22 protein-coding genes are annotated in these 18809 nt (G+C 62.0%); 16 read left to right on the plus strand and 6 right to left on the minus strand.

Translation table 11 applies throughout. The features are described from left to right. Nucleotides 1-16: 16 nt before the first annotated feature. The 5 genes from ccmA (at nt 17) to ATY78_RS10045 (ending at nt 3171) form a co-directional block, all read left to right on the plus strand. Entirely contained in the window at nt 17-661 is a 645-nt protein-coding gene (gene ccmA, locus ATY78_RS10020; protein ID WP_088682186.1) for a heme ABC exporter ATP-binding protein CcmA, read from the plus strand. A 265-nt stretch (nt 662-926) separates the two neighbouring features. After that, a complete protein-coding gene (gene ccmB / locus ATY78_RS10030; RefSeq protein ID WP_088682188.1) occupies nt 927-1586 on the plus strand; it encodes a heme exporter protein CcmB in 660 nt (219 codons plus the stop codon). A 47-nt stretch (nt 1587-1633) separates the two neighbouring features. After that, nucleotides 1634-2395, plus strand: coding sequence for a heme ABC transporter permease (locus ATY78_RS10035; RefSeq protein ID WP_088682189.1), 762 nt, complete (start codon nt 1634-1636; stop codon nt 2393-2395). A gap of 3 nt (nt 2396-2398) precedes the next feature. After that, entirely contained in the window at nt 2399-2566 is a 168-nt protein-coding gene (ccmD, locus tag ATY78_RS10040; protein ID WP_088682190.1) for a heme exporter protein CcmD, read from the plus strand. Further along, nucleotides 2563-3171, plus strand: a complete 609-nt coding sequence (locus ATY78_RS10045) for a DsbE family thiol:disulfide interchange protein (protein WP_088682191.1) — start codon at nt 2563-2565, stop codon at nt 3169-3171. The genes ccmD and ATY78_RS10045 overlap by 4 nt, the downstream gene beginning before the upstream one ends. Nucleotides 3172-3173: 2 nt before the next feature. Here the strand turns inward: ATY78_RS10045 and ATY78_RS10050 are convergent, their stop codons facing one another. The 5 genes from ATY78_RS10050 to dapF form a co-directional block, all read right to left on the minus strand. Beyond that, nucleotides 3174-3761 carry a DUF2585 domain-containing protein gene (locus ATY78_RS10050; protein WP_088682192.1) on the minus strand — a complete coding sequence of 196 codons (588 nt, stop codon included), beginning with the start codon at nt 3759-3761 and terminating at the stop codon, nt 3174-3176. After that, nucleotides 3758-4402, minus strand: coding sequence for a septation protein A (locus tag ATY78_RS10055; protein WP_088682193.1), 645 nt, complete (start codon nt 4400-4402; stop codon nt 3758-3760). Before ATY78_RS10055 ends, ATY78_RS10050 begins: the two co-directional genes overlap by 4 nt. Nucleotides 4403-4480: 78 nt before the next feature. Next, entirely contained in the window at nt 4481-6022 is a 1542-nt protein-coding gene (ftsY, locus tag ATY78_RS10060) for a signal recognition particle-docking protein FtsY (RefSeq protein WP_088682194.1), read from the minus strand. Nucleotides 6023-6038: 16 nt separating this feature from the next. Continuing rightward, nucleotides 6039-7310 carry a tRNA (N(6)-L-threonylcarbamoyladenosine(37)-C(2))-methylthiotransferase MtaB gene (mtaB, locus tag ATY78_RS10065; protein WP_088682195.1) on the minus strand — a complete coding sequence of 424 codons (1272 nt, stop codon included), beginning with the start codon at nt 7308-7310 and terminating at the stop codon, nt 6039-6041. Beyond that, nucleotides 7307-8212, minus strand: a complete 906-nt coding sequence (gene dapF / locus ATY78_RS10070) for a diaminopimelate epimerase (RefSeq protein WP_088682196.1) — start codon at nt 8210-8212, stop codon at nt 7307-7309. Before dapF ends, mtaB begins: the two co-directional genes overlap by 4 nt. 198 nt (nt 8213-8410) lie before the next feature. Between dapF and ATY78_RS10075 the strand changes: the two genes are divergently transcribed. Further along, the gene (locus ATY78_RS10075) at nt 8411-9325 is read left to right on the plus strand and encodes a cobalamin biosynthesis protein CobT (protein WP_088682197.1); all 915 of its coding nucleotides are present in this window, start codon (nt 8411-8413) and stop codon (nt 9323-9325) included. Between the two features lie 130 nt (nt 9326-9455). Here ATY78_RS10075 and ATY78_RS10080 read toward each other — a convergent pair whose 3' ends face one another. Then, on the minus strand, nt 9456-9686 hold the full coding sequence (locus ATY78_RS10080; RefSeq protein ID WP_190237429.1) for a hypothetical protein: 231 nt from the start codon (nt 9684-9686) through the stop codon (nt 9456-9458). 402 nt (nt 9687-10088) lie between these two features. On the opposite strand from ATY78_RS10080, the gene ffh reads away from it, so the two are divergent. The 10 genes from ffh to ATY78_RS10135 all read left to right on the plus strand — a co-directional run bounded on the left by ffh (nt 10089) and on the right by ATY78_RS10135 (nt 18583). Next, on the plus strand, nt 10089-11663 hold the full coding sequence (gene ffh, locus ATY78_RS10085; protein ID WP_088682199.1) for a signal recognition particle protein: 1575 nt from the start codon (nt 10089-10091) through the stop codon (nt 11661-11663). A gap of 16 nt (nt 11664-11679) precedes the next feature. Continuing rightward, on the plus strand, nt 11680-12000 hold the full coding sequence (locus ATY78_RS10090; RefSeq protein ID WP_003543666.1) for a chorismate mutase: 321 nt from the start codon (nt 11680-11682) through the stop codon (nt 11998-12000). A gap of 48 nt (nt 12001-12048) precedes the next feature. Further along, the gene (rpsP, locus tag ATY78_RS10095; RefSeq protein WP_011427150.1) at nt 12049-12417 is read left to right on the plus strand and encodes a 30S ribosomal protein S16; all 369 of its coding nucleotides are present in this window, start codon (nt 12049-12051) and stop codon (nt 12415-12417) included. Nucleotides 12418-12534: 117 nt separating this feature from the next. Beyond that, nucleotides 12535-13104, plus strand: a complete 570-nt coding sequence (gene rimM / locus ATY78_RS10100; RefSeq protein ID WP_088682214.1) for a ribosome maturation factor RimM — start codon at nt 12535-12537, stop codon at nt 13102-13104. A 4-nt stretch (nt 13105-13108) separates the two neighbouring features. Then, nucleotides 13109-13810: a tRNA (guanosine(37)-N1)-methyltransferase TrmD gene (trmD, locus tag ATY78_RS10105; protein WP_088682200.1), complete on the plus strand. Its 702-nt coding sequence runs from the start codon at nt 13109-13111 to the stop codon at nt 13808-13810. 212 nt (nt 13811-14022) lie between these two features. Beyond that, nucleotides 14023-14559 (plus strand): 50S ribosomal protein L19, encoded by a 537-nt coding sequence (rplS, locus tag ATY78_RS10110; RefSeq protein WP_088682201.1) that lies wholly within the window; start codon nt 14023-14025, stop codon nt 14557-14559. Between the two features lie 137 nt (nt 14560-14696). Further along, nucleotides 14697-15494, plus strand: coding sequence for a basic amino acid ABC transporter substrate-binding protein (locus ATY78_RS10115; protein ID WP_088682202.1), 798 nt, complete (start codon nt 14697-14699; stop codon nt 15492-15494). An 18-nt stretch (nt 15495-15512) separates the two neighbouring features. Continuing rightward, nucleotides 15513-16331, plus strand: a complete 819-nt coding sequence (locus ATY78_RS10120) for an amino acid ABC transporter permease (protein WP_088682203.1) — start codon at nt 15513-15515, stop codon at nt 16329-16331. 243 nt (nt 16332-16574) lie between these two features. Continuing rightward, nucleotides 16575-17984 (plus strand): 3-isopropylmalate dehydratase large subunit, encoded by a 1410-nt coding sequence (gene leuC, locus ATY78_RS10130; RefSeq protein WP_088682204.1) that lies wholly within the window; start codon nt 16575-16577, stop codon nt 17982-17984. A gap of 254 nt (nt 17985-18238) precedes the next feature. Then, a complete protein-coding gene (locus tag ATY78_RS10135; RefSeq protein ID WP_088682205.1) occupies nt 18239-18583 on the plus strand; it encodes a cell surface protein in 345 nt (114 codons plus the stop codon). The last annotated feature ends 226 nt before the right edge of the window (nt 18584-18809 follow it).

The following is an 18809-nucleotide window of genomic DNA, read 5'->3' on the forward strand; positions in this document are numbered from 1 at the left end:
AAGAAAGAGCAGACGCATGCATCTCACCGCCGAAAATCTGGCTGCCAGGCGCGGTGAGGATTTGATTTTCGTTAACGTTTCCTTTCGCTTGGCGGCAGGAGAGGCGCTCGTCCTGACCGGCAAAAATGGATCGGGAAAGTCCACTTTGCTGCGCGTTGTCGCCGGTCTCCTCAGGCCGGAAAAAGGCACTGTGATCTTCCGCGACGAAGAGAGCCCACAAGGCCGCCATCCCGGTGAGGCCAGCCACTACCTCGGCCATCGAAATGCGATGAAGGGTGAACTTACGGTTGCAGAGAACCTGGACTTCTGGCGATCCTTCCTCGGCAGCCCAGGCACCACCGGTCTCCCTCTCGAAGACGCCGCCGAAGCCGTCGGCCTCGCAGGCATCACCCACCTTCCCTTCGGCTATCTCTCCGCCGGCCAGCAGCGCCGCTTCGCCTTCGCCAAACTGCTCGTCGCTCACCGGCCGATATGGATTCTCGACGAACCCACAGCGGCGCTGGACGCGAGCGCCGACCGGCTGTTCGCAGGACTGATCGAGGCGCACCTGGCCAAGGGCGGCATCGTACTGGCCGCGACGCACCAGCCACTGGGGCTGAAGAATGTACAGGAAATGAAGATGACGGGCTTTGCCGGCGTGGATCACGGAGTATGGGGGTGATGGTTTGCGGGTATTTGCGAGGACATGAAATGAAGACCCCTCCCCAACCCCTCCCCACAAGGGGGAGGGGCTACTTTGCCGCACGGTCTCTTTCAAATCCAGCCTCCACGGTAAACAGAACATCAGCAACCTGCAAAACCTTCGCTTTTGGCCGCCGCGGCGAGCCGCGGTTGAGCCCCTCCCCCTTGTGGGGAGGGGTTGGGGAGGGGTTTTCAGCCACTCACGACGCGCGGTCTTCTGCACCTGCCAAGGAAAACCACCCCGCATGACCGCCCTCTTCCTCCGCGATCTCAAACTCTCGATCCGCGCCGGCGGCGGCGCGTTGATCGGCGTGCTGTTCTTCCTCACGATCGTCGCCGTCATCCCCTTCGGCGTCGGCCCCGACCTCAAGCTTCTCTCCCGCATCGGCCCGGCCATCGTCTGGATCGGCGCGCTGCTGGCCGCCCTTCTCGGCCTCGATCGCCTGTTCCAGGCCGAGCGCGACGACGGATCGCTCGACCTGATGCTGATGCAGGAAGCGCCGCTCGTCCTGACCGTGCTCGTCAAATGCTTTGCCCATTGGACGGCCACCAGCCTGCCGCTGGTCATCGCCTCGCCGCTGCTCGGCCTGTTCATGAACATGGACGAGACGGCGATCGGCGCCACCATGCTGACCCTCTTCGTCGGCTCGCCTGCCATCACCTTCATCGGCGCCGTCGGCGCTGCCGTCGCCGTCGCCCTGCCCCGCGGCGGCCTTCTGGTCTCGATCCTCGTGCTGCCGCTGACCATCCCCGTGCTGATCTTCGGCGTCAGCGCCACCTATGCCGCGGTCGAGGAGCCGGCGCCGTTCCTGCCGCCCTTCCTGATCCTCATCGCGCTCACACTCTTCTTCGCGGTCATCGGCCCGGCCGCCGCCGCCCTTGCACTACGAAACACGGCGGATTGATTGGCATTCGATTGCGGGAAAAGCCGGATCAAGGTAAGGAAGCGCTCATGAGCCAACCGAGCCTTGCCATCAGCAAATTCAGCGATCTCGCCAACCCGACGCGGTTTCTGGCGCTGGCGGCGCGCATCATTCCCTGGATGGCCGGCATCACCGCCCTCTGTTTTGCGGCCGGCCTTTATCTGAGCTTCGCCACCGAAGGCGATTATCAGCAGGGCGAGACCGTGCGCATCATGTATATCCACGTGCCCGCGGCCTGGCTTTCGATGATGTGCTACACGATCATGAGCGTCTCGGCGATCGGCACGCTGGTCTGGCGCCATCCGCTCGCCGATGTCTCCGCCAAGGCCGCAGCCCCGCTCGGCGCCGCCTTCACCCTGCTTGCCCTCATCACCGGCTCGCTCTGGGGCAAGCCGATGTGGGGTACCTGGTGGGTCTGGGATGCCAGGCTGACCTCCGTCTTCATTCTCTTCCTGATGTATCTTGGACTGATTGCGCTCAGCCGCGCCATCGACGATCCGTCAAAGGCGGCGCGCGTCTCCGCCGTGCTGATCCTGGTCGGCTTCGTCAACATCCCGATCATCAAGTTCTCGGTCGACTGGTGGAACACGCTGCATCAGCCGGCAAGCGTGATGCGCCTCGACGGCCCGGCGATCGATCCGGAATTCCTGCGCCCGCTTTTCGTCATGGCGATCGCCTTCACGCTGCTCTTCTTCACCCTGCACATCATGGCGATGAGAAACGAGATCTGGCGCCGCCGCATCGCCGCCCAGCGCCGTCTCGCCGCCCGCATGGCCAGCCGGGAGGAATAGGCCGTGACGCACGCCTTCTATGTCTACGCATCCTATGGCATCGCAGCCCTGGTGACCGTTGCCGTCATCCTATGGACCTGGGCCGACGGCCGGGCGCGCCGGCGCGAACTCGCGGCGCTCGAAGCCGCCGGCATCCGCCGCCGCTCGGCGCGCGCAAAGGACGGCGAATGAACGAGAAGCCTGAGACCACCACCGCCAAGCCGCGCGGGCGCGGCAGCTATGCGCTGGCGCTTCTGCCGCTGATCGTTTTCGGCGGCATTGCCGCGACGGCCGCGAAGATGCTCTACGACCAGGATTTTCACGGCAAGAACATCGCCGAAATCCCTTCCGCCCTGATCGGCACCAAGGCGCCGTCGCTGAACCTGCCGCCGCTCGACGGCGCGAACCTGCCGGCGCTGACCGATGCAGCGGTCAAAGGCAAGCTGACGCTCGTCAACGTCTTCGCCTCCTGGTGCGTCCCCTGCCGCGACGAGCACCCCATTCTGAAGGAACTGGCGAAAGACGGCCGGCTGAACATCGTCGCCATCAATTACAAGGACAAGAACGAGAACGCCCTGCGCTTCCTCGGCGAACTCGGCAACCCCTATAAGGCGATCGGCGTCGACCCGAACGGCAAGGCAGCGATCGACTGGGGTGTCTACGGCATTCCGGAAAGCTACCTCGTCGGCCCTGACGGCACCATCCTCTACAAGCGCGTCGGCCCCTTCGACGATATCAGCCTGAAGGAAGGGCTGTTTCCGGCGATGGAAAAGGCACTGGGGAAGCCGGCTTCGTAAGTCTAAACCCCGCCCTGCCAAACCTTGATCGCCTCGACCGGCCAGATCAGCATCACCACATTGAGCGTGAGGTTGTCGCGGATCACATAACCCGTGAAAATCTCGAAAAAGATGGCGATCGCCACCGTCAGCGCCACCGGCGCGCGCCAGGCGAAGAAGAAGCCGAGGCACATGAAGACGGTGTCCGTCGCCGAGTTCAGGATGCTGTCGCCGTAATAGTCGAGCGCGATCGTCGCCGTGCGGTAGCGGTCGATGATGAGAGGTGAATTTTCCAAGAGTTCCCAGCCGGATTCGATGAACAGCGCCAGAAGCAGCTTTGCCGCCAGCGGCTTGCGGCGCAGGACGAGATGGCCGAGCCCGTAGAACAGGAAGCCGTGAATGATATGCGACGGGGTGTACCAGTCCGACAGATGCTGCGAATTGCCGCTGGTATTGACCCCGCCCTCCCACAGCTTGACATAACCGCAGGCGCAGATCGGCACGCGGCCCATCAGATGTTCGGCGACGGTCTGGGCGACCAGGACCGCGAGGCAGGCGACGAACCAGAATGTCTGGTTCTTTACCCGATATTCGGCGTCTGCAGCACTCACTTTTCACCATCCGTTTCGGGGTTGAGGCTGTGCTTCAGCACCAGCGGCATCTGTGCCAGCGTGAAGATGATGGTGATCGGCATCGTGCCCCAGACCTTGAAGGCGACCCAGGTATCGTCCGAAAAATTGCGCCAGACGACCTCGTTCAGCACGGCGAGAAACAGGAAGAAGATGCCCCAGCGGATGGTGAGCTTGCGCCAGCCCTCGGCGTCGAGCTGGAAGGCGGCATTGAAGACATAGCCGAGCAGCGACTTGCCGAAGGCGAGCCCGCCGAGCAGCGCGACCCCGAACAGCGCGTTGACGATGGTCGGCTTCATCTTGATGAAGGTCTCGTTCTGCAGCCAGATCGACAGCGAGCCGAAGATGACGACGACGATGCCGGAAACGAACGGCATGATGGGCAGGTGGCCGAGCACGATCTTCGAAACCACGAGCGAAATCACCGTCGCCCCCATGAAGAGCGCGGTTGCGACGAACAGCGGGCCGCCCAGTTCGGAAAGGGCGGGAAATTTTTCCACCAGCCACTGACCGCGCAGATTGGCAAAGAAGAAGATCAGCAGCGGCCCGAGTTCCAGCGCCAGTTTCAGCATCGGATGATGGCGGTCGGCCGCGGACGGCGTGATATCGCTTTCGGTGGTCATGCGTTCTTCGAACCTGCTATTCCTGAAAACCTGTTTCCCGACCGTCCCTTGCAGGCTTTCGGCGGCATATCTGTGGCATCATTGCCCAAGCCCGGCAATGGCATGGGCGAAATCCTCGGCCTCGAAGGGCTCCAGATCGTCGACACCCTCGCCGACGCCGATGAAATAGACCGGCAGCTTGTGCTTGGCGGAGATCGCAACGAGGATGCCGCCGCGCGCCGTGCCGTCGAGCTTGGTCATGATCAACCCGTTGACGCCAGCGACGTTGCGGAAGATCTCGACCTGGCTCAGCGCATTCTGCCCCGTCGTGGCGTCGAGCGTCTGCAGCACCGTATGCGGCGCATCGGGATCGAGCTTGCCGAGCACGCGCACGATCTTCTCCAGCTCGGCCATCAGCTCGGCCTTGTTCTGCAGGCGGCCGGCGGTATCGACGATCAGCACGTCGCATTTCCTAGCCTTCGCCTGTTCGAAGGCGTCGTAGGCGAGGCCCGCGGCATCGGCGCCGAGCTTGGTGCCGATGAACTCGGAATTGGTCCGCTCGGCCCAGATCTTCAGCTGCTCGATCGCCGCCGCGCGGAACGTATCGCCGGCGGCCAGCATCACCTTCAGCCCGGCGCCGGAGAGCTTGGCCGCGAGCTTGCCGATCGTCGTCGTCTTGCCGGTGCCGTTGACGCCGACGACGAGGATGACATGCGGCTTGTGCGAAAGGTCGAGCTGCAGCGGCTTGGCGACCGGTTTCAGCACCTTGGCGATTTCGGACGCCATGATCCGGCTCACATCCTCGCCGGTCACATCCTTGCCGTAGCGCTCGGAAGCCAGCGTATCGGTGACACGCAGCGCCGTCTCGACGCCGAGGTCGGCCTGGATCAGCAGGTCTTCGAGATCCTGCAGCGTCTCGTCGTCGAGTTTGCGCTTGGTGAAGAGCGCGGTGATCTGGCCGGTGAGCTGCGAGGAGGTGCGTGCGAGGCCGTTGCGCAGGCGCTGGAACCAGCTGAGCTTCGGCTGCGGGAGAACGGGTTCGGGTTCGGCGACCTTCGGGCCGGTGGCGAAGCCTTTGGGAAGGATGGGCTCAACAGCTGGCGCCGCTTCCATCGACTCCGGTGACGGCAGGGGTGTTTCGACCGAAATGTCGCGGTCCTCGGCCTCCTCCCCTACCCTGCCGGGCATCCCCCCCACAGGTGGGGGGAAACTCGTGGCGATGTCTTGCGTCACATCTACCGAATCCCGCAAGGCGGCAGCAGGGTGATCTTCGCCATCGATTGCCTGGCGATCGGTCTCCGCACTCCTAGTCCCCCCACCTGTGGGGGGGACGCCCGGCAGGGTAGGGGGGGTATCTTCCTCCGCTTCCGCCTCGGCCTCCAGCAGCGACAACGGCACGACGCCCATGTCGCTCAGCTGGTCCGAAGCCGGCAGGATCGCGGGCTCTTCCCCAGCGTCCTGCACGATATCGGCAGCAGGGCCGCCCGCAGTCTCCATTTCCTCGGGAAGAACGGGATCATCCGCAATCGGCAGGTCTTCGTCGCGCGAGCGCGGCTCGAGCTCCCTTTCGACGGCTTCAGGCACGGGCTCTTCAGCCGGCTTGCCGAAGGTGAAGACCTTTTTGATGAAACTGAGCGCCATGGAGATTCCGTGAAAGTCAGGCCGCTGCGGCCGTCAATTGCATGTCGAGATGCTTGCCATTGTGGCCGGTGATCGTGGCCGGCACAAGTTCGCCGGGACAAAGTCCGGCGGCTGCCACCAACGTGAAGTTTTCCGTATGCGCCAGGCCGTTGTTTTCGACAAGCAGCCACTGCCGGGTGCCGATCATGCCATCGAGATGGCATTGATGCAGCCTATGTCCAGTGGCGCGCAACCGTGCGGCGCGATCCTTGATGAGCGACCGGTCGAGCTGCGGCATGCGGGCGGCGGGCGTGCCGGGACGCGGGCTGTAGGGGAAAACGTGCAGATGCGCGATGCCAGCCTCTTCGGCGAGCCGCACTGTATTGGCGAACATCTCTTCCGTTTCCGTCGGGAAACCGGCGATCATATCGGCGCCGAAGCTCATTTCAGGGCGAAGGCGGCGCGCTTCCTCGATGAAACGCAGCGCATCGGCGCGCGAATGCCGGCGCTTCATCCGCTTCAGGATCATGTCGTCGCCATGCTGCAGCGATAGATGCAGATGCGGCATGAAACGCGGCTCGTCGGCAATGAGGTCCATCAGATGGGCGTCGGCCTCGATGCTGTCGATCGAGGAAAGCCGCAGACGACGGATTTCAGGGAGCTGTTTCAGCAGCGTCTTCGCCAGAAGGCCGAGCGTCGGCGCGCCCGGCAGATCGGCACCATAGCTGGTGGCGTCGACCCCGGTCAGCACGATCTCGCGATAACCGCTGTCTGCGAGTTTGCGCGCCTGATCGACGACCGCACCCATCGGCACGGAGCGGGAATTGCCGCGGCCATAGGGGATGATGCAGAAGGTGCAGCGATGGTCGCAGCCGTTCTGCACCTGAATGAAGGCGCGCACGTGGCCGTCGATGTGCCTGACCATCTGCGGCGCCGTCGCCTTGACGCTCATGATATCGTTGACGCGGAGCTTCTCTTCGGCCGAAACGCCGAAATCCGGCAGGCTGCGATAAGAGGCGCTCGTCAGCTTCTCCTCGTTGCCGAGCACCGCATCGACCTCGGCCATGGCGGCGAAGGTTTGTTTTTCCGTCTGCGCGGCGCAGCCGGTGACGATGATGCGCGCATGCGGATTGTCGCGCCGCGCCCGGCGGATCGCCTGGCGGGCCTGGCGCACGGCCTCGCCGGTTACGGCGCAGGTATTGACCAGGATGGCGTTGTTGAGCCCGGCCTTCTCGGCCTGCGCCTTCATCACTTCGGATTCATATGTGTTGAGGCGGCAGCCGAAGGTAATGACCTCGATACCGCTCACTGCGCCTCGACCTCTCGGGTGCCGTCGCGCGACCAGAGGCCGGTCGAAGGATCGACCCGGCCCGACCATTCCCATTCCGCCGGTCCCGTCATGATGACGTGATCGTCACGCTCGCGCCATTCGATGGAAAGTGTCGCCGGCGGCTTGGCGCTTGCCACGTTGATCGTGACCTTGCGGCTGGTGCGGCCGGTGCGCGCCGCGCTGACGGCGGCCGAACAGGCGGCCGAACCGCAGGCAAGCGTCAGTCCCGCGCCGCGCTCCCACGTGCGCGTCGTCACCGATGTCGGAGACGTCACCTGCGCCAGCGTGATATTGGCGCGCTCCGGAAACATCGGATGGTTTTCGAGCAGCGGCCCGAAGCGGGCGAGATCATAGGACATCACGTCCCTGTCCACCCAGAAGATCGCGTGCGGATTGCCCATCGACATTGCCGAGGGCGAATGCAGCACCGGATTGTCGATCGGGCCGATCTGCAGTTCGATGCGGCTCGTATCGTGGAATTCTTCCGCCAGCGGGATTCTGTTCCAATCGAAGACCGGCCGGCCCATATCGACGGAGATCGTCCCGTCCTCGTGCTCGACGGCGTTGAGGATGCCGGCGACCGTCTGGAAGGTGAAGGCCTTCTTTCCGGTTTCGGCGGCAAGCGCCTGCACGACGCAGCGCGTGCCGTTGCCGCAGGCCTGCGCCTTCGAGCCGTCGGAATTCAGAATATCGATGAAAGCGTCGGTGCCGTCGGCCTTCGGATCATGGATCGCCATGATCTGGTCGAACTCGGTCTGCGGATCGGCATTGAGCGCGATTGCCGCCACAGGCGTCACCTTGTCCGGCCGCCCACGCATGTCGACGACCAGGATCTTGTTGCCAAGCCCGTTCATCCTCGCGAATTCGACCGTTGCGCTCATGATATCATTCCGTCCGTCTTTCCGCTGTATATGGCGGAAACGCGAGGGAATTACCAGTGGGGAAGGCTCGCGGCATGCCATCACGCAACTTCCGGAATCCAAATGGCTTCCTTCAAAACCTTGGAGAAGATTGAAACCTGGTAAAAATTCGATAGGCTCGCGATTGAAACTTGTCGCCAATGAAATTCGATCTCAATCATGTTTAAATCATTATTCAACCGGGCCCTAAAAAGAGCCGGGTCAAAAGCCGCGGATACTTACTCGGTTTTCACACGCGATTTCGACGTCGTTGTCGATGCAACACGTCTGAAGGAGGTATTGGCCCCGCTGAGCCCTGATGATGCAACCGCACTTGATGATGCTTGGACGACATTTGAAACGTCGCTCAATTCATGGCGCACAACGGCCAACCTACAGGCGTTGGAAACAACGGGATCTATAAGAGACGCGACATCGGAACATGAGCGACAAGATACTGTCGTTTCCATTCTAGTAGATCATTCAGGCTCTATGCGTGGCCAATCGATACTATTGGCGGCGGCTACGGTAGAGATTGCTTGCGATTTCCTGTCTCGTCTCGGTTACCGGGTAGAGATTTTGGGCTTTACAACATTAGACTGGAAGGGAGGCCAATCACGTAGATTGTGGAAGAGGCGAGGAAGTCCTCAATACCCGGGCCGTTTATGCGACTTGCTCCACATCGTTTATCGGTCGGCAGATAAGAGAGGGCCACCCGCGCTGGGCTACGTCCTCAAGGACATGCTGCGAAGGGACTTGTTAAAGGAAAATGTCGATGGCGAAGCGCTCGAGTGGGCAGCAAGCCGCTTATATCAGAGGCCGGAGAAGCACAAAATTCTGATAGTCCTCTCGGACGGCGCCCCCGTCGACGATTCCACGCTGCATGAAAACGGACCCAATTTTTTGATCGATCATCTACGTACCGTTATTGCGCGCATAGAAGCAGATGATCGCATACTGCTAGCAGCTATCGGGATCAATTGGGAGACCGACAGTCTTTACAAGCATAACCTGCGCGTCACTGCACCCGAGGACCTAGCCGGCGCAATGACAGACATGCTCCGCAATGTCCTGATCGGAAGCGAACCGCAGTAATCGCTTTCGAATAAATCCGTCGTCAGGCTCATCACCGTTCTTGCCGCGCAATGCGGGCCTGCCCGCACCCTGCCCGTGAGATGGCATTCGCGCCTCTCCACACTTGGGCGCTGAACACATATCGTCGTGTTTAGCTTTCGGGGCGCACACCCTGAGGATCGAAGGAGGCGGCATGCGCTTCGACGATCGCGGCGGTGATGACCTTTCTCAGCTCGTAGACCAGCGAGCGGGACCGTTTGCGGTCCAGATCCTGTGCCGCTTTTGCAAGACTAAGGCCTTCGTTGAGGACAATATGGTGGGCCCGTGCCAGCGCCCAGCTTTCAATATCAGCATTGATCATTCGATATCTCCGCCGGATCATCCGGCATCAAGGATATTCACGAATCATTTTTACAGGATGCACTTAAGTAGAAAGTAGAATCATAAGCAGAATATTTTGCAACTGGCCGCTATGGCGAATTTGAACTGCCAGCCGGATTTTAGCCGCGCACATCCATGTCACATGGGCTAACGAAAGCCCGCGACGCGGTCGTTCCAACGCATTCGCCTTGACTTTCCCGCCGCTTTCCTGTTTATCGCGCCCAATCCGCGACGAGCCGCATGACTCCGAGCCGCCGACCGGGACTTCGAGATCCCGGAGGTCAACACCCGACAGCGCGATGCGCCCTCGGGTGCTTTTTGGCTTTGCGTCTTGTTTTCGTCAAGGAAAAGCACGACGTTTCCGGGCATACCGAACCGCCTGAAACGTATCAAGGAAGAGCCGATGTTTGAAAACCTCCAGGATCGTCTTGGCTCCATTCTGAATGGACTGACAGGCCGTGGCGCGCTTTCGGAAGCCGATGTTTCCGCAGCGCTGCGCGAGGTTCGCCGCGCGTTGCTGGAAGCCGACGTCGCGCTCGACGTCGTACGTTCCTTCACCGACCGCGTGCGTGAAAAGGCTGTCGGCGCCGAGATCCTGAAGTCGATCAAGCCCGGCCAGATGGTCGTCAAGATCGTGCATGACGAACTGATCGAGATGCTGGGCGGCGAAGGTGTGGGCATCGATCTGCATGCGCCGGCCCCCGTCGTCGTCATGATGGTCGGCCTGCAGGGCTCGGGCAAGACGACGACGACGGCCAAGATCGCCAATCGGCTGTCGACGCGCGACAAGAAAAAGGTGCTGATGGCATCGCTCGACACGCGCCGTCCGGCCGCGCAAGAGCAGCTTCGCCAACTCGGCGCGCAGGCCAATATCGATACACTGCCTGTTATAGCAGGCCAGTCGCCGACCGATATCGCCGCCCGCGCCGTGCAGGCGGCCAAGCTCGGCGGCCATGACGTCGTCATCCTCGACACCGCCGGCCGCACCCATATCGACGAGCCCTTGATGGTCGAAATGGCCGACATCAAGAAGAAGTCGAACCCGCATGAAATCCTGCTGGTCGCCGATAGCCTCACCGGCCAGGACGCCGTCAATCTCGCCCGCAACTTCGACGAACGCGTCGGCATCACCGGCCTCGTGCTGACCCGCATGGACGGCGACGGCCGAGGCGGCGCGGCCCTTTCGATGCGCGCCGTCACCGGCAAGCCGATCAAGCTGATCGGCGTCGGCGAGAAGATGAGCGAACTCGAGGAGTTCCATCCCCGCCGCATCGCCGACCGCATTCTCGGCATGGGCGACATCGTTTCGCTCGTCGAGCGCGCGGCTGAAAACATCGACGCCGAGAAGGCGGCCGCCATGGCCGCCAAGATGGCCAAGGGCAAATTCGATCTCGACGACCTCGCCGATCAGCTGCGCCAGATGCAGAAGATGGGCGGCATGGGCGGCATCATGGGCATGATGCCCGGCATGGCCGGTATGAAGGACAAGATGGCCGCAGCCGGCCTCGACGACAAGCTTTTCGGCCGCCAGATCGCCATCATCCAGTCGATGACCAAGGCCGAGCGCGCCAATCCCGACCTGCTCAAGCATTCGCGCAAGAAGCGCATCGCCGCCGGCTCCGGCACCGATGCCGCCGCCATCAACAAGCTTCTGAAGATGCACCGCCAGATGGCGGACATGATGAAGATGATGGGCGGCAAGGGCAAAGGCGGCATGATGAAGCAGATGATGAGCGGCCTTGCCGGCAAGATGGGGCTTGGCGGCGGCATGGGCGGCATGCCCGATCTCTCGAATATCGATCCTCGCCAGCTCGAAGCCCTGCAGAAGCAGGCGGAAGCGGCGGGGCTTGGAAAGCCGGGTGGGGGTATGCCCGGTCTCGGCGGTCTGCCGGGTGGTTTGCCGGGCCTCGGCGGCGCGAAGCTGCCGGGTCTTGGCGGTGGTTTCCCGGGTTTGCCCGGCTTGCCGAAGAAGAAGTGAAAGGATCGCTTGCCCCATGATTGATCCAAACGTCAAAGCCCAGCTCGCGAGCTATCGTCAGTCGATCGACAATATCGACGCCGCTCTCGTGCACATGCTGGCCGAACGCTTCCGCTGCACCAAAGAGGTCGGCGTGCTGAAGGCCAAATACAATCTGCCGCCGGCCGACCCGGCGCGCGAGGAATACCAGATCGAACGCCTTCGCCAGCTGGCGAAAGCCGCCAATCTGGACCCGGATTTCGCCGAGAAGTTCCTGAACTTCGTCATCAAGGAAGTCATCCGGCATCATGAGCAGATCGCTGCGGATCACGCTGAACAGAGCGCCGCGGCCCGATAACCCTACCGCCCTACGAAGCGGTCAAGAAAAGCCTAAGGAGTAAAGAACATGGCACTGAAAATTCGTCTCGCCCGCGGTGGCTCCAAGAAGCGTCCGTACTACCACGTCGTTCTCGCCGATGCGCGCAGCCCGCGTGACGGCCGCTTCCTCGAAAACCTCGGTTCCTGGAACCCGATGCTCGCCAAGGACGACGAGAAGCGCGTTCAGCTGAACGCCGAGCGCATCAAGCACTGGCTCGACAACGGCGCCCAGCCGACCGACCGCGTTCTGCGCTTCCTCAATGAAGCCGGCGTTGCCAAGCGCGAAGCCAAGAACAACCCGATCAAGGCAAAGCCGGGCAAGCGCGCCCAGGAACGCGCCGCTGAAAAGGCTCAGAAGGCCGCTGACGCCGCCGCTGCTGCCGACGCCGCGGAATAATCGGGACATCCCCTTGATCCCACGGGCGGCATGGCGACATGCCGCCCGTTTTCGTTTCCAATTATCCGCACTTCGTTTATGAGAGGCCTGTCTTTCCGGCTTCACATGAAGGAACCCATGACAAAGCTTGAAAACCCCGTTCTGATGGCGACGATCGGCGGCGCGCAGGGCCTGCGCGGCGAAGTGCGCGCCAAGGCCTATACGGCCGATCCGGCAGCGCTCGGCGACTACGGCCATCTGCACAGCATGGACGGACGCAGCTTCGAAGTCCTCGAAATCCGCGAGATGAAGAATGTCGTGGTCGTCCGCTTCCGCGGCATCAACGACCGCAACGCAGCCGAGGCGTTGAACGGATTGGAACTCTATATCGAGCGCGACAACCTGCCCGACGAGGAACTGGAGGACGACGAGTTCTACTATGCCGATCTCGAAGGGCTCGAGGCGCGGGACGACAAGGGCGCCAGCTACGGCACCGTCACCGGCGTCTTCGATTTCGGCGCCGGCGATCTCCTGGAACTCAAGGGTCCGGGCAAGCGCCCGGTGCTGATCCCTTTCTCGGAAGCCTCGGTGCTGGAGATCGACCTCGAAGCCGGCACGCTGCTGATCGATCCGCTGGCGGCGGGACTGGTCGACGACCCGGACGAGGTTCCGAAATTCACGCCGGACAAGCCGAAAAAGAAGAAGTGACGCCATGGTTTTCCGGGCGAGCGTACTGACACTCTATCCGGAGATGTTTCCGGGACATCTGGGCTTCTCGCTCGCCGGCAAGGCGATGGAGCGCGGGCAATGGGCGCTGGATGCGGTCCAGATCCGCGACTTCGCCACCGACAGGCACCGCACGGTCGACGACACCCCGGCCGGCGGCGGCGCCGGCATGGTGCTGAAACCAGACGTTCTCGCCCGCGCGATCGACAGCGCCTGCGAAAATGACGCGCGGCCGCGCCTGCTGATGAGCCCGCGCGGCCGGCCGCTGACGCAGGAGCGCGTGCGCGAACTTGCAGCGGGCGAAGGCGTCATCATCGTCTGCGGCCGCTTCGAGGGGGTCGACCAGCGGGTGATCGAGGCGCGCGGTCTGGAAGAGGTCTCGATCGGCGACTACGTGCTGTCGGGCGGCGAGCCGGCGGCCCTGACCCTGCTCGATGCGATCATCCGCATCCTGCCCGGCGTCATGGGCAACGATCTTTCCGGCCTGCACGAAAGCTTCGAAGGCGGGCTGCTGGAACATCCGCATTATACCAGGCCGCAGGAGTGGGAAGGCCGGGAAATCCCCTCCATCTTGACATCAGGCAACCATGGCGCCATCGAGAAATGGCGCCACCAGGAAGCGGTGCGGCTGACGCGGGAACGGCGGCCGGACCTGCTCGATAGCGCGAAAACCGAGAAAAACGGCTGATTTCGCCGGCCTTTTCACAAAAATGTCGTGCGAGGGATGACAAGCCCCGGCCTTTGGTGTATTGGCGCACGCGGAAATGGGGTTAGCCCCGTCTGCCAGCAAACAAAGAATGGCGAATCCGCTCCCGCCCTGAAAGGGCAAAATCCCGAGGCTAACCCAAAGGATCAGTGTCGAGCGCTCTGGCTGTTTCAGAAGAACCAAAGGTTAAGACGATGAACATCATTCAGCAGCTCGAGGCCGAACAGGCCGCCAAGATCGAAGCCAAGCGCACCCTCCCCGAATTCTCCCCGGGCGACACCGTCCGCGTCAACGTGAAGGTCACGGAAGGTAGCCGTACCCGCGTTCAGGCCTATGAAGGCGTCTGCATCGCCCGCTCCGGCGGCGGCCTGCAGGAAAACTTCACGGTCCGCAAGATCTCCTACGGCGAAGGCGTCGAGCGCGTATTCCCGGTTTACTCGCCGATGATCGAAAGCGTCGACGTCGTTCGCCGCGGTAAGGTCCGTCGCGCCAAGCTCTACTACCTCCGTGATCGCCGCGGCAAGTCCGCCCGTATCGTTGAAGACACCGGCGTTCGCGCCCGCAAGCTCAACGACGCCGAGCGCGCCGCCATCGCCGAGGAAAAGGCACGCATCGAAGCTGAAAAGGTTGCAGCCGCCCAGGCGCTCGCCGCCGAAAAGGCAGCAGCAGAAGCCGCCGAAGCCAAGGCCGCTGCTGAAGCAGCTGCCGCAGCGGAAGCCGCAGCAGAATAAGATCTGCGCAAAATTCTGTTCGTGGAAAGGCGGTCTTCGGATCGCCTTTTCTATTTTTTGCGCGTCCGTGCAGCCGGCGGCCTTGCCTCACACCTATCTTCCGTGACAATTTTCCCGTTCAATTCTGGAGCCGTTCCATGCTGTTTCGCCGTACCGTTCTTGCAAGTTTCGCCGCCCTTTCTCTTCTGCCCTTCGCCGCATCGGCTGCCGAACTGCCCGATCTCGGCGGCAAGAGCGTCGTCGTCGTCACCGAGAACGCCTATCCGCCGCTGCAATTCGTCGATCCGAAATCCGGCAAGGCGATCGGCTGGGAATATGATGCGATGAACGAAATCGCCAAGCGGCTGAATTTCAAGGTCGAATATCAGAACACCAGCTGGGACGCGATGATCCAGGCGGTTTCCGATGGCCAGTACAACATCGGCATGACCGGCATCACCATCAAGGAAGACCGCAAGCAGAAGGTGGACTTTTCCGATCCCTATCTGCGCTCGCAGCAGTTCATGCTGGTGCGCGGAGACGAGAAGCGCTTCACCGACGCCAAGTCCTTCGGTGAATTCAAGGACGGCCTGATCGGCGCCCAGCCCGGCACCTCGCCTTTCTACACTGCCGTCTATGAAATCCTCGAGGGCAACGAACAGAACCCGCGCATCAAGCTCTTCGAAACCTTCGGCGCAACCGTGCAGGCGCTGAAAACAGGCGACGTCGATCTCGTCCTCACCGACAGCGTCGCCGCCAAGGGCTATGTCGATTCCTCGAACGGCGCCTTGAAGGTGGTCGGAGAGCCGCTCGGCACCGAGGACTTCGGCTTCATCTTCCCGAAGGGTTCCGATCTCGTCGCCCCGGTCAATGCCGCCATCGCAGCGCTGAAGGCCGACGGCACCTTCGACGCGCTGAACAAGAAGTGGTTCCTCGACTACAAGATGGGCGAATAATCCCCCGAGCGATCGCAGATGGCGCCACCACCATCCCCGCGACAGGAGAAGGACGACCGCCCGTGGTGGCTGGCCGTCCTCGTTCTGATCGGCATCATTCTCGCCGTCGTGATCGTCACCAACGACATTTACGCGCAGGTCTTCCGGACCGTCGTGAATGGCGCCGGCATTACCGTGTTCGTGACACTCGTCGCCTTCGTGCTGGCAACGGTGCTTGGTCTCGGTATCGCGCTGCTGGGCCTGGCGGACAGCATCGTGCTGCGCCAGATCGCCCGCTTCTACATCGAGATCATCCGCGGCATTCCGATCCTGGTGCTGCTCTTCTACATCGCCTTCGTCGGCGCACCTGGTCTCGTTGCAGCCTATAATTTCATGATCACCCCCTTGGTGAAATCAGGTATTGCCGAGCCGATCCTCGTGCGCGACCTGTCGCTGATGTGGCGTGCGATCTTCGCGCTGATGATCGGCTATTCCTCCTTCATTGCGGAAATCTTCCGCGCCGGTTTCCAGTCGGTCGATATCGGCCAGATCGAGGCGGCCAAGTCGCTCGGTCTCTCACGCTACCGTCGCTTCCGGCTCGTCGTCTTCCCGCAGGCGATCCGGGTGATCTTTCCGCCGCTTTCCAACGACTTCGTCTCGATGGTGAAGGATTCGTCCCTCGTCTCCGTCCTCGGTGTCGCCGACATCACGCAGATGGGCAAGGTCTATGCCTCCGGCTCCTTCCGCTTCTTCGAGACCTATTCGATCGTCACCTATATCTACCTGATCCTGACGATCGGCCTGTCGCTGGCGCTGCGGCGGATCGAGAAGAAGATGAAGCAGATGCCGCGGCGGTAATCCGCCTCACGATTCGAATTGCCGTTTCGATCAAAAATCGCTATATCCAGCGCCATGGAATCCAAGTTCAGTTGCATTGGCGCGCATATTTTCGTGCTGCAGGATCATTATCGCCTGCCGGCACGGTTCTTTGCCTGCGTGTCCGGTGCGCTCAACAGCCGACTTCGTTGACCGAATGACGGCCGGCGGAGCCTGATCCGCTTTTTCCGATTTTCCAAAGCTTCAAAAAACGGACTTAACGCCATGAGCGCACCGCGTACCCTCTACGACAAGATCTGGGACGATCATCTGGTCGACGAACAGGCAGACGGAACCTGTCTTCTCTACATCGACCGCCACCTGGTCCACGAAGTCACCTCGCCGCAGGCCTTCGAAGGCCTGCGCATGTCCGGCCGCAAGGTCCGCGCGCCGGAAAAGACGCTCGCCGTCGTCGACCACAACGTTCCGACCTCGGCCGACCGCCATCTCGGCATCAAGAACGAGGAAAGCCGCATTCAGGTCGAGCAGCTCGCCAAGAATGCCGCCGAGTTCAACGTCGAATATTATTCGGAAAATGATAAGCGCCAGGGCATCGTCCACATCATCGGGCCGGAACAGGGCTTCACCCTGCCGGGCATGACGATCGTCTGCGGCGACAGCCATACCTCCACGCATGGCGCCTTCGGCTCTCTCGCCCACGGCATCGGCACGTCTGAAGTCGAGCACGTTCTCGCCACCCAGACGCTGATCCAGAAAAAAGCCAAGAACATGCTGGTGCAGGTCGATGGCCAGCTGCCGGCAGGCGTCACCGCCAAGGACATCGTTCTCGCCATCATCGGCGAGATCGGCACCGCAGGCGGCACCGGCTATGTCATCGAATATGCCGGCGAAGCGATCCGCGCCCTGTCGATGGAAGGCCGCATGACGATCTGCAACATGTCGATCGAAGGCGGCGCCCGCGCCGGCCTGATCGCCCCCGACGAGATCACCTTCGAATATATCAAGGGCAAGCCGCGCGCACCCAAGGGCGAAGCGCTGGAACAGGCGATCGCCTACTGGAGCACGCTGAAATCGGACGAAGGCGCTCATTTCGACCGTATCGTCAAGCTGAACGCCGCCGAACTGCCGCCGATCGTCTCCTGGGGATCTTCGCCTGAGGACGTCGTCTCCGTTCAGGGCACCGTTCCGAACCCCGATGAAATCCAGGACGAGACGAAGCGTGCCTCCAAGTGGCGTGCGCTTGACTATATGGGCCTGAAGCCGGGCACGCCGATGACCGACATTAGCGTCGACCGTGTCTTCATCGGTTCCTGCACCAACGGCCGCATCGAAGACCTGCGCGCCGTCGCCAAGGTCGTCGAAGGCAAGACCGTTGCCTCGACCGTCAACGCCATGATCGTTCCGGGCTCCGGCCTCGTCAAGGAACAGGCGGAAGCCGAAGGCCTCGACAAGATCTTCAAGGCTGCCGGTTTCGACTGGCGCGAGCCGGGCTGCTCCATGTGCCTTGCCATGAACGACGACCGCCTGAAGCCGGGCGAACGTTGCGCCTCGACTTCGAACCGCAACTTCGAAGGCCGTCAGGGCTTCAAGGGCCGCACCCACCTCGTCTCGCCGGCCATGGCGGCCGCAGCGGCGATCGCTGGCCACTTCGTCGATATCCGCGAATGGAACTGATCTGATCCGTCCGACGGATGAGAATAAAAGCCGCCCGATGCGTCCGGAACGCGTCGGGCGGCTTCGCATTTCATGGCATCTATGGCGTCGCGCTCGGCAGCGGGTGAATCCGTTTTTGCGTGGCCCGCACTGCGGATTTCATCCTTTCGGGCAATCGACATCCTGAAAAGCCTGTGGCCTCATCGACATCGGGGCGCGATACGCGACAGACACCGTTCAGGTTCGGCGAACACCGCGCCATCGGGGAAATCGCCATGAGGCAGAAAATAGTACAGAGTTTACTGCGAGCCAGCCTGATTACATTTGCATCGCTGGCATGGATCGACTCCGTCGGCGCCGCGCCCCTCCACCCGGCGATACCGCCGGTCATGGCCTCGCCAGGCCTGCTGCAACAAGTCGCGCAGAGCAAGATACCGTCTCTCAACGGATACCGCGGCTACAGCAGTGCCCGGGCCGGCTATCGCAAGAGTTCTAACGGCTATTGGTATCCCGCACGCGCCTTCGACGGCTATACCGGCTCGGTCGAGCGGCCACAGCGCCTGAGCAACACCTGCAACTACGGCTTTGCGCCGACCAACGGATCGGGATGCAATTATTGACGTGAAGGCGACATGCCTCCGTCAAGCGGCGGCCGCCACGGTTGATCTCTCCTTCCGGGGCGGCCGCTGCGAGTTTTGCAATGATTGGACGGCGATTAGAGCATGTCGCGCAAAAGTGTGCAGCGGTTGTCTAATCGCATTGCCTTAGTCAAGGCTGTTTTGTCATTAGGCATCGACGCCGCTTTTGGGGACGGCGTAGCGAGGGGGATTCGAATGTTTGGGCGAT

It is taken from the genome of Rhizobium sp. R635, from assembly GCF_002211285.1.
In the GTDB taxonomy this organism is placed as follows: Bacteria; Pseudomonadota; Alphaproteobacteria; order Rhizobiales; family Rhizobiaceae; genus Rhizobium.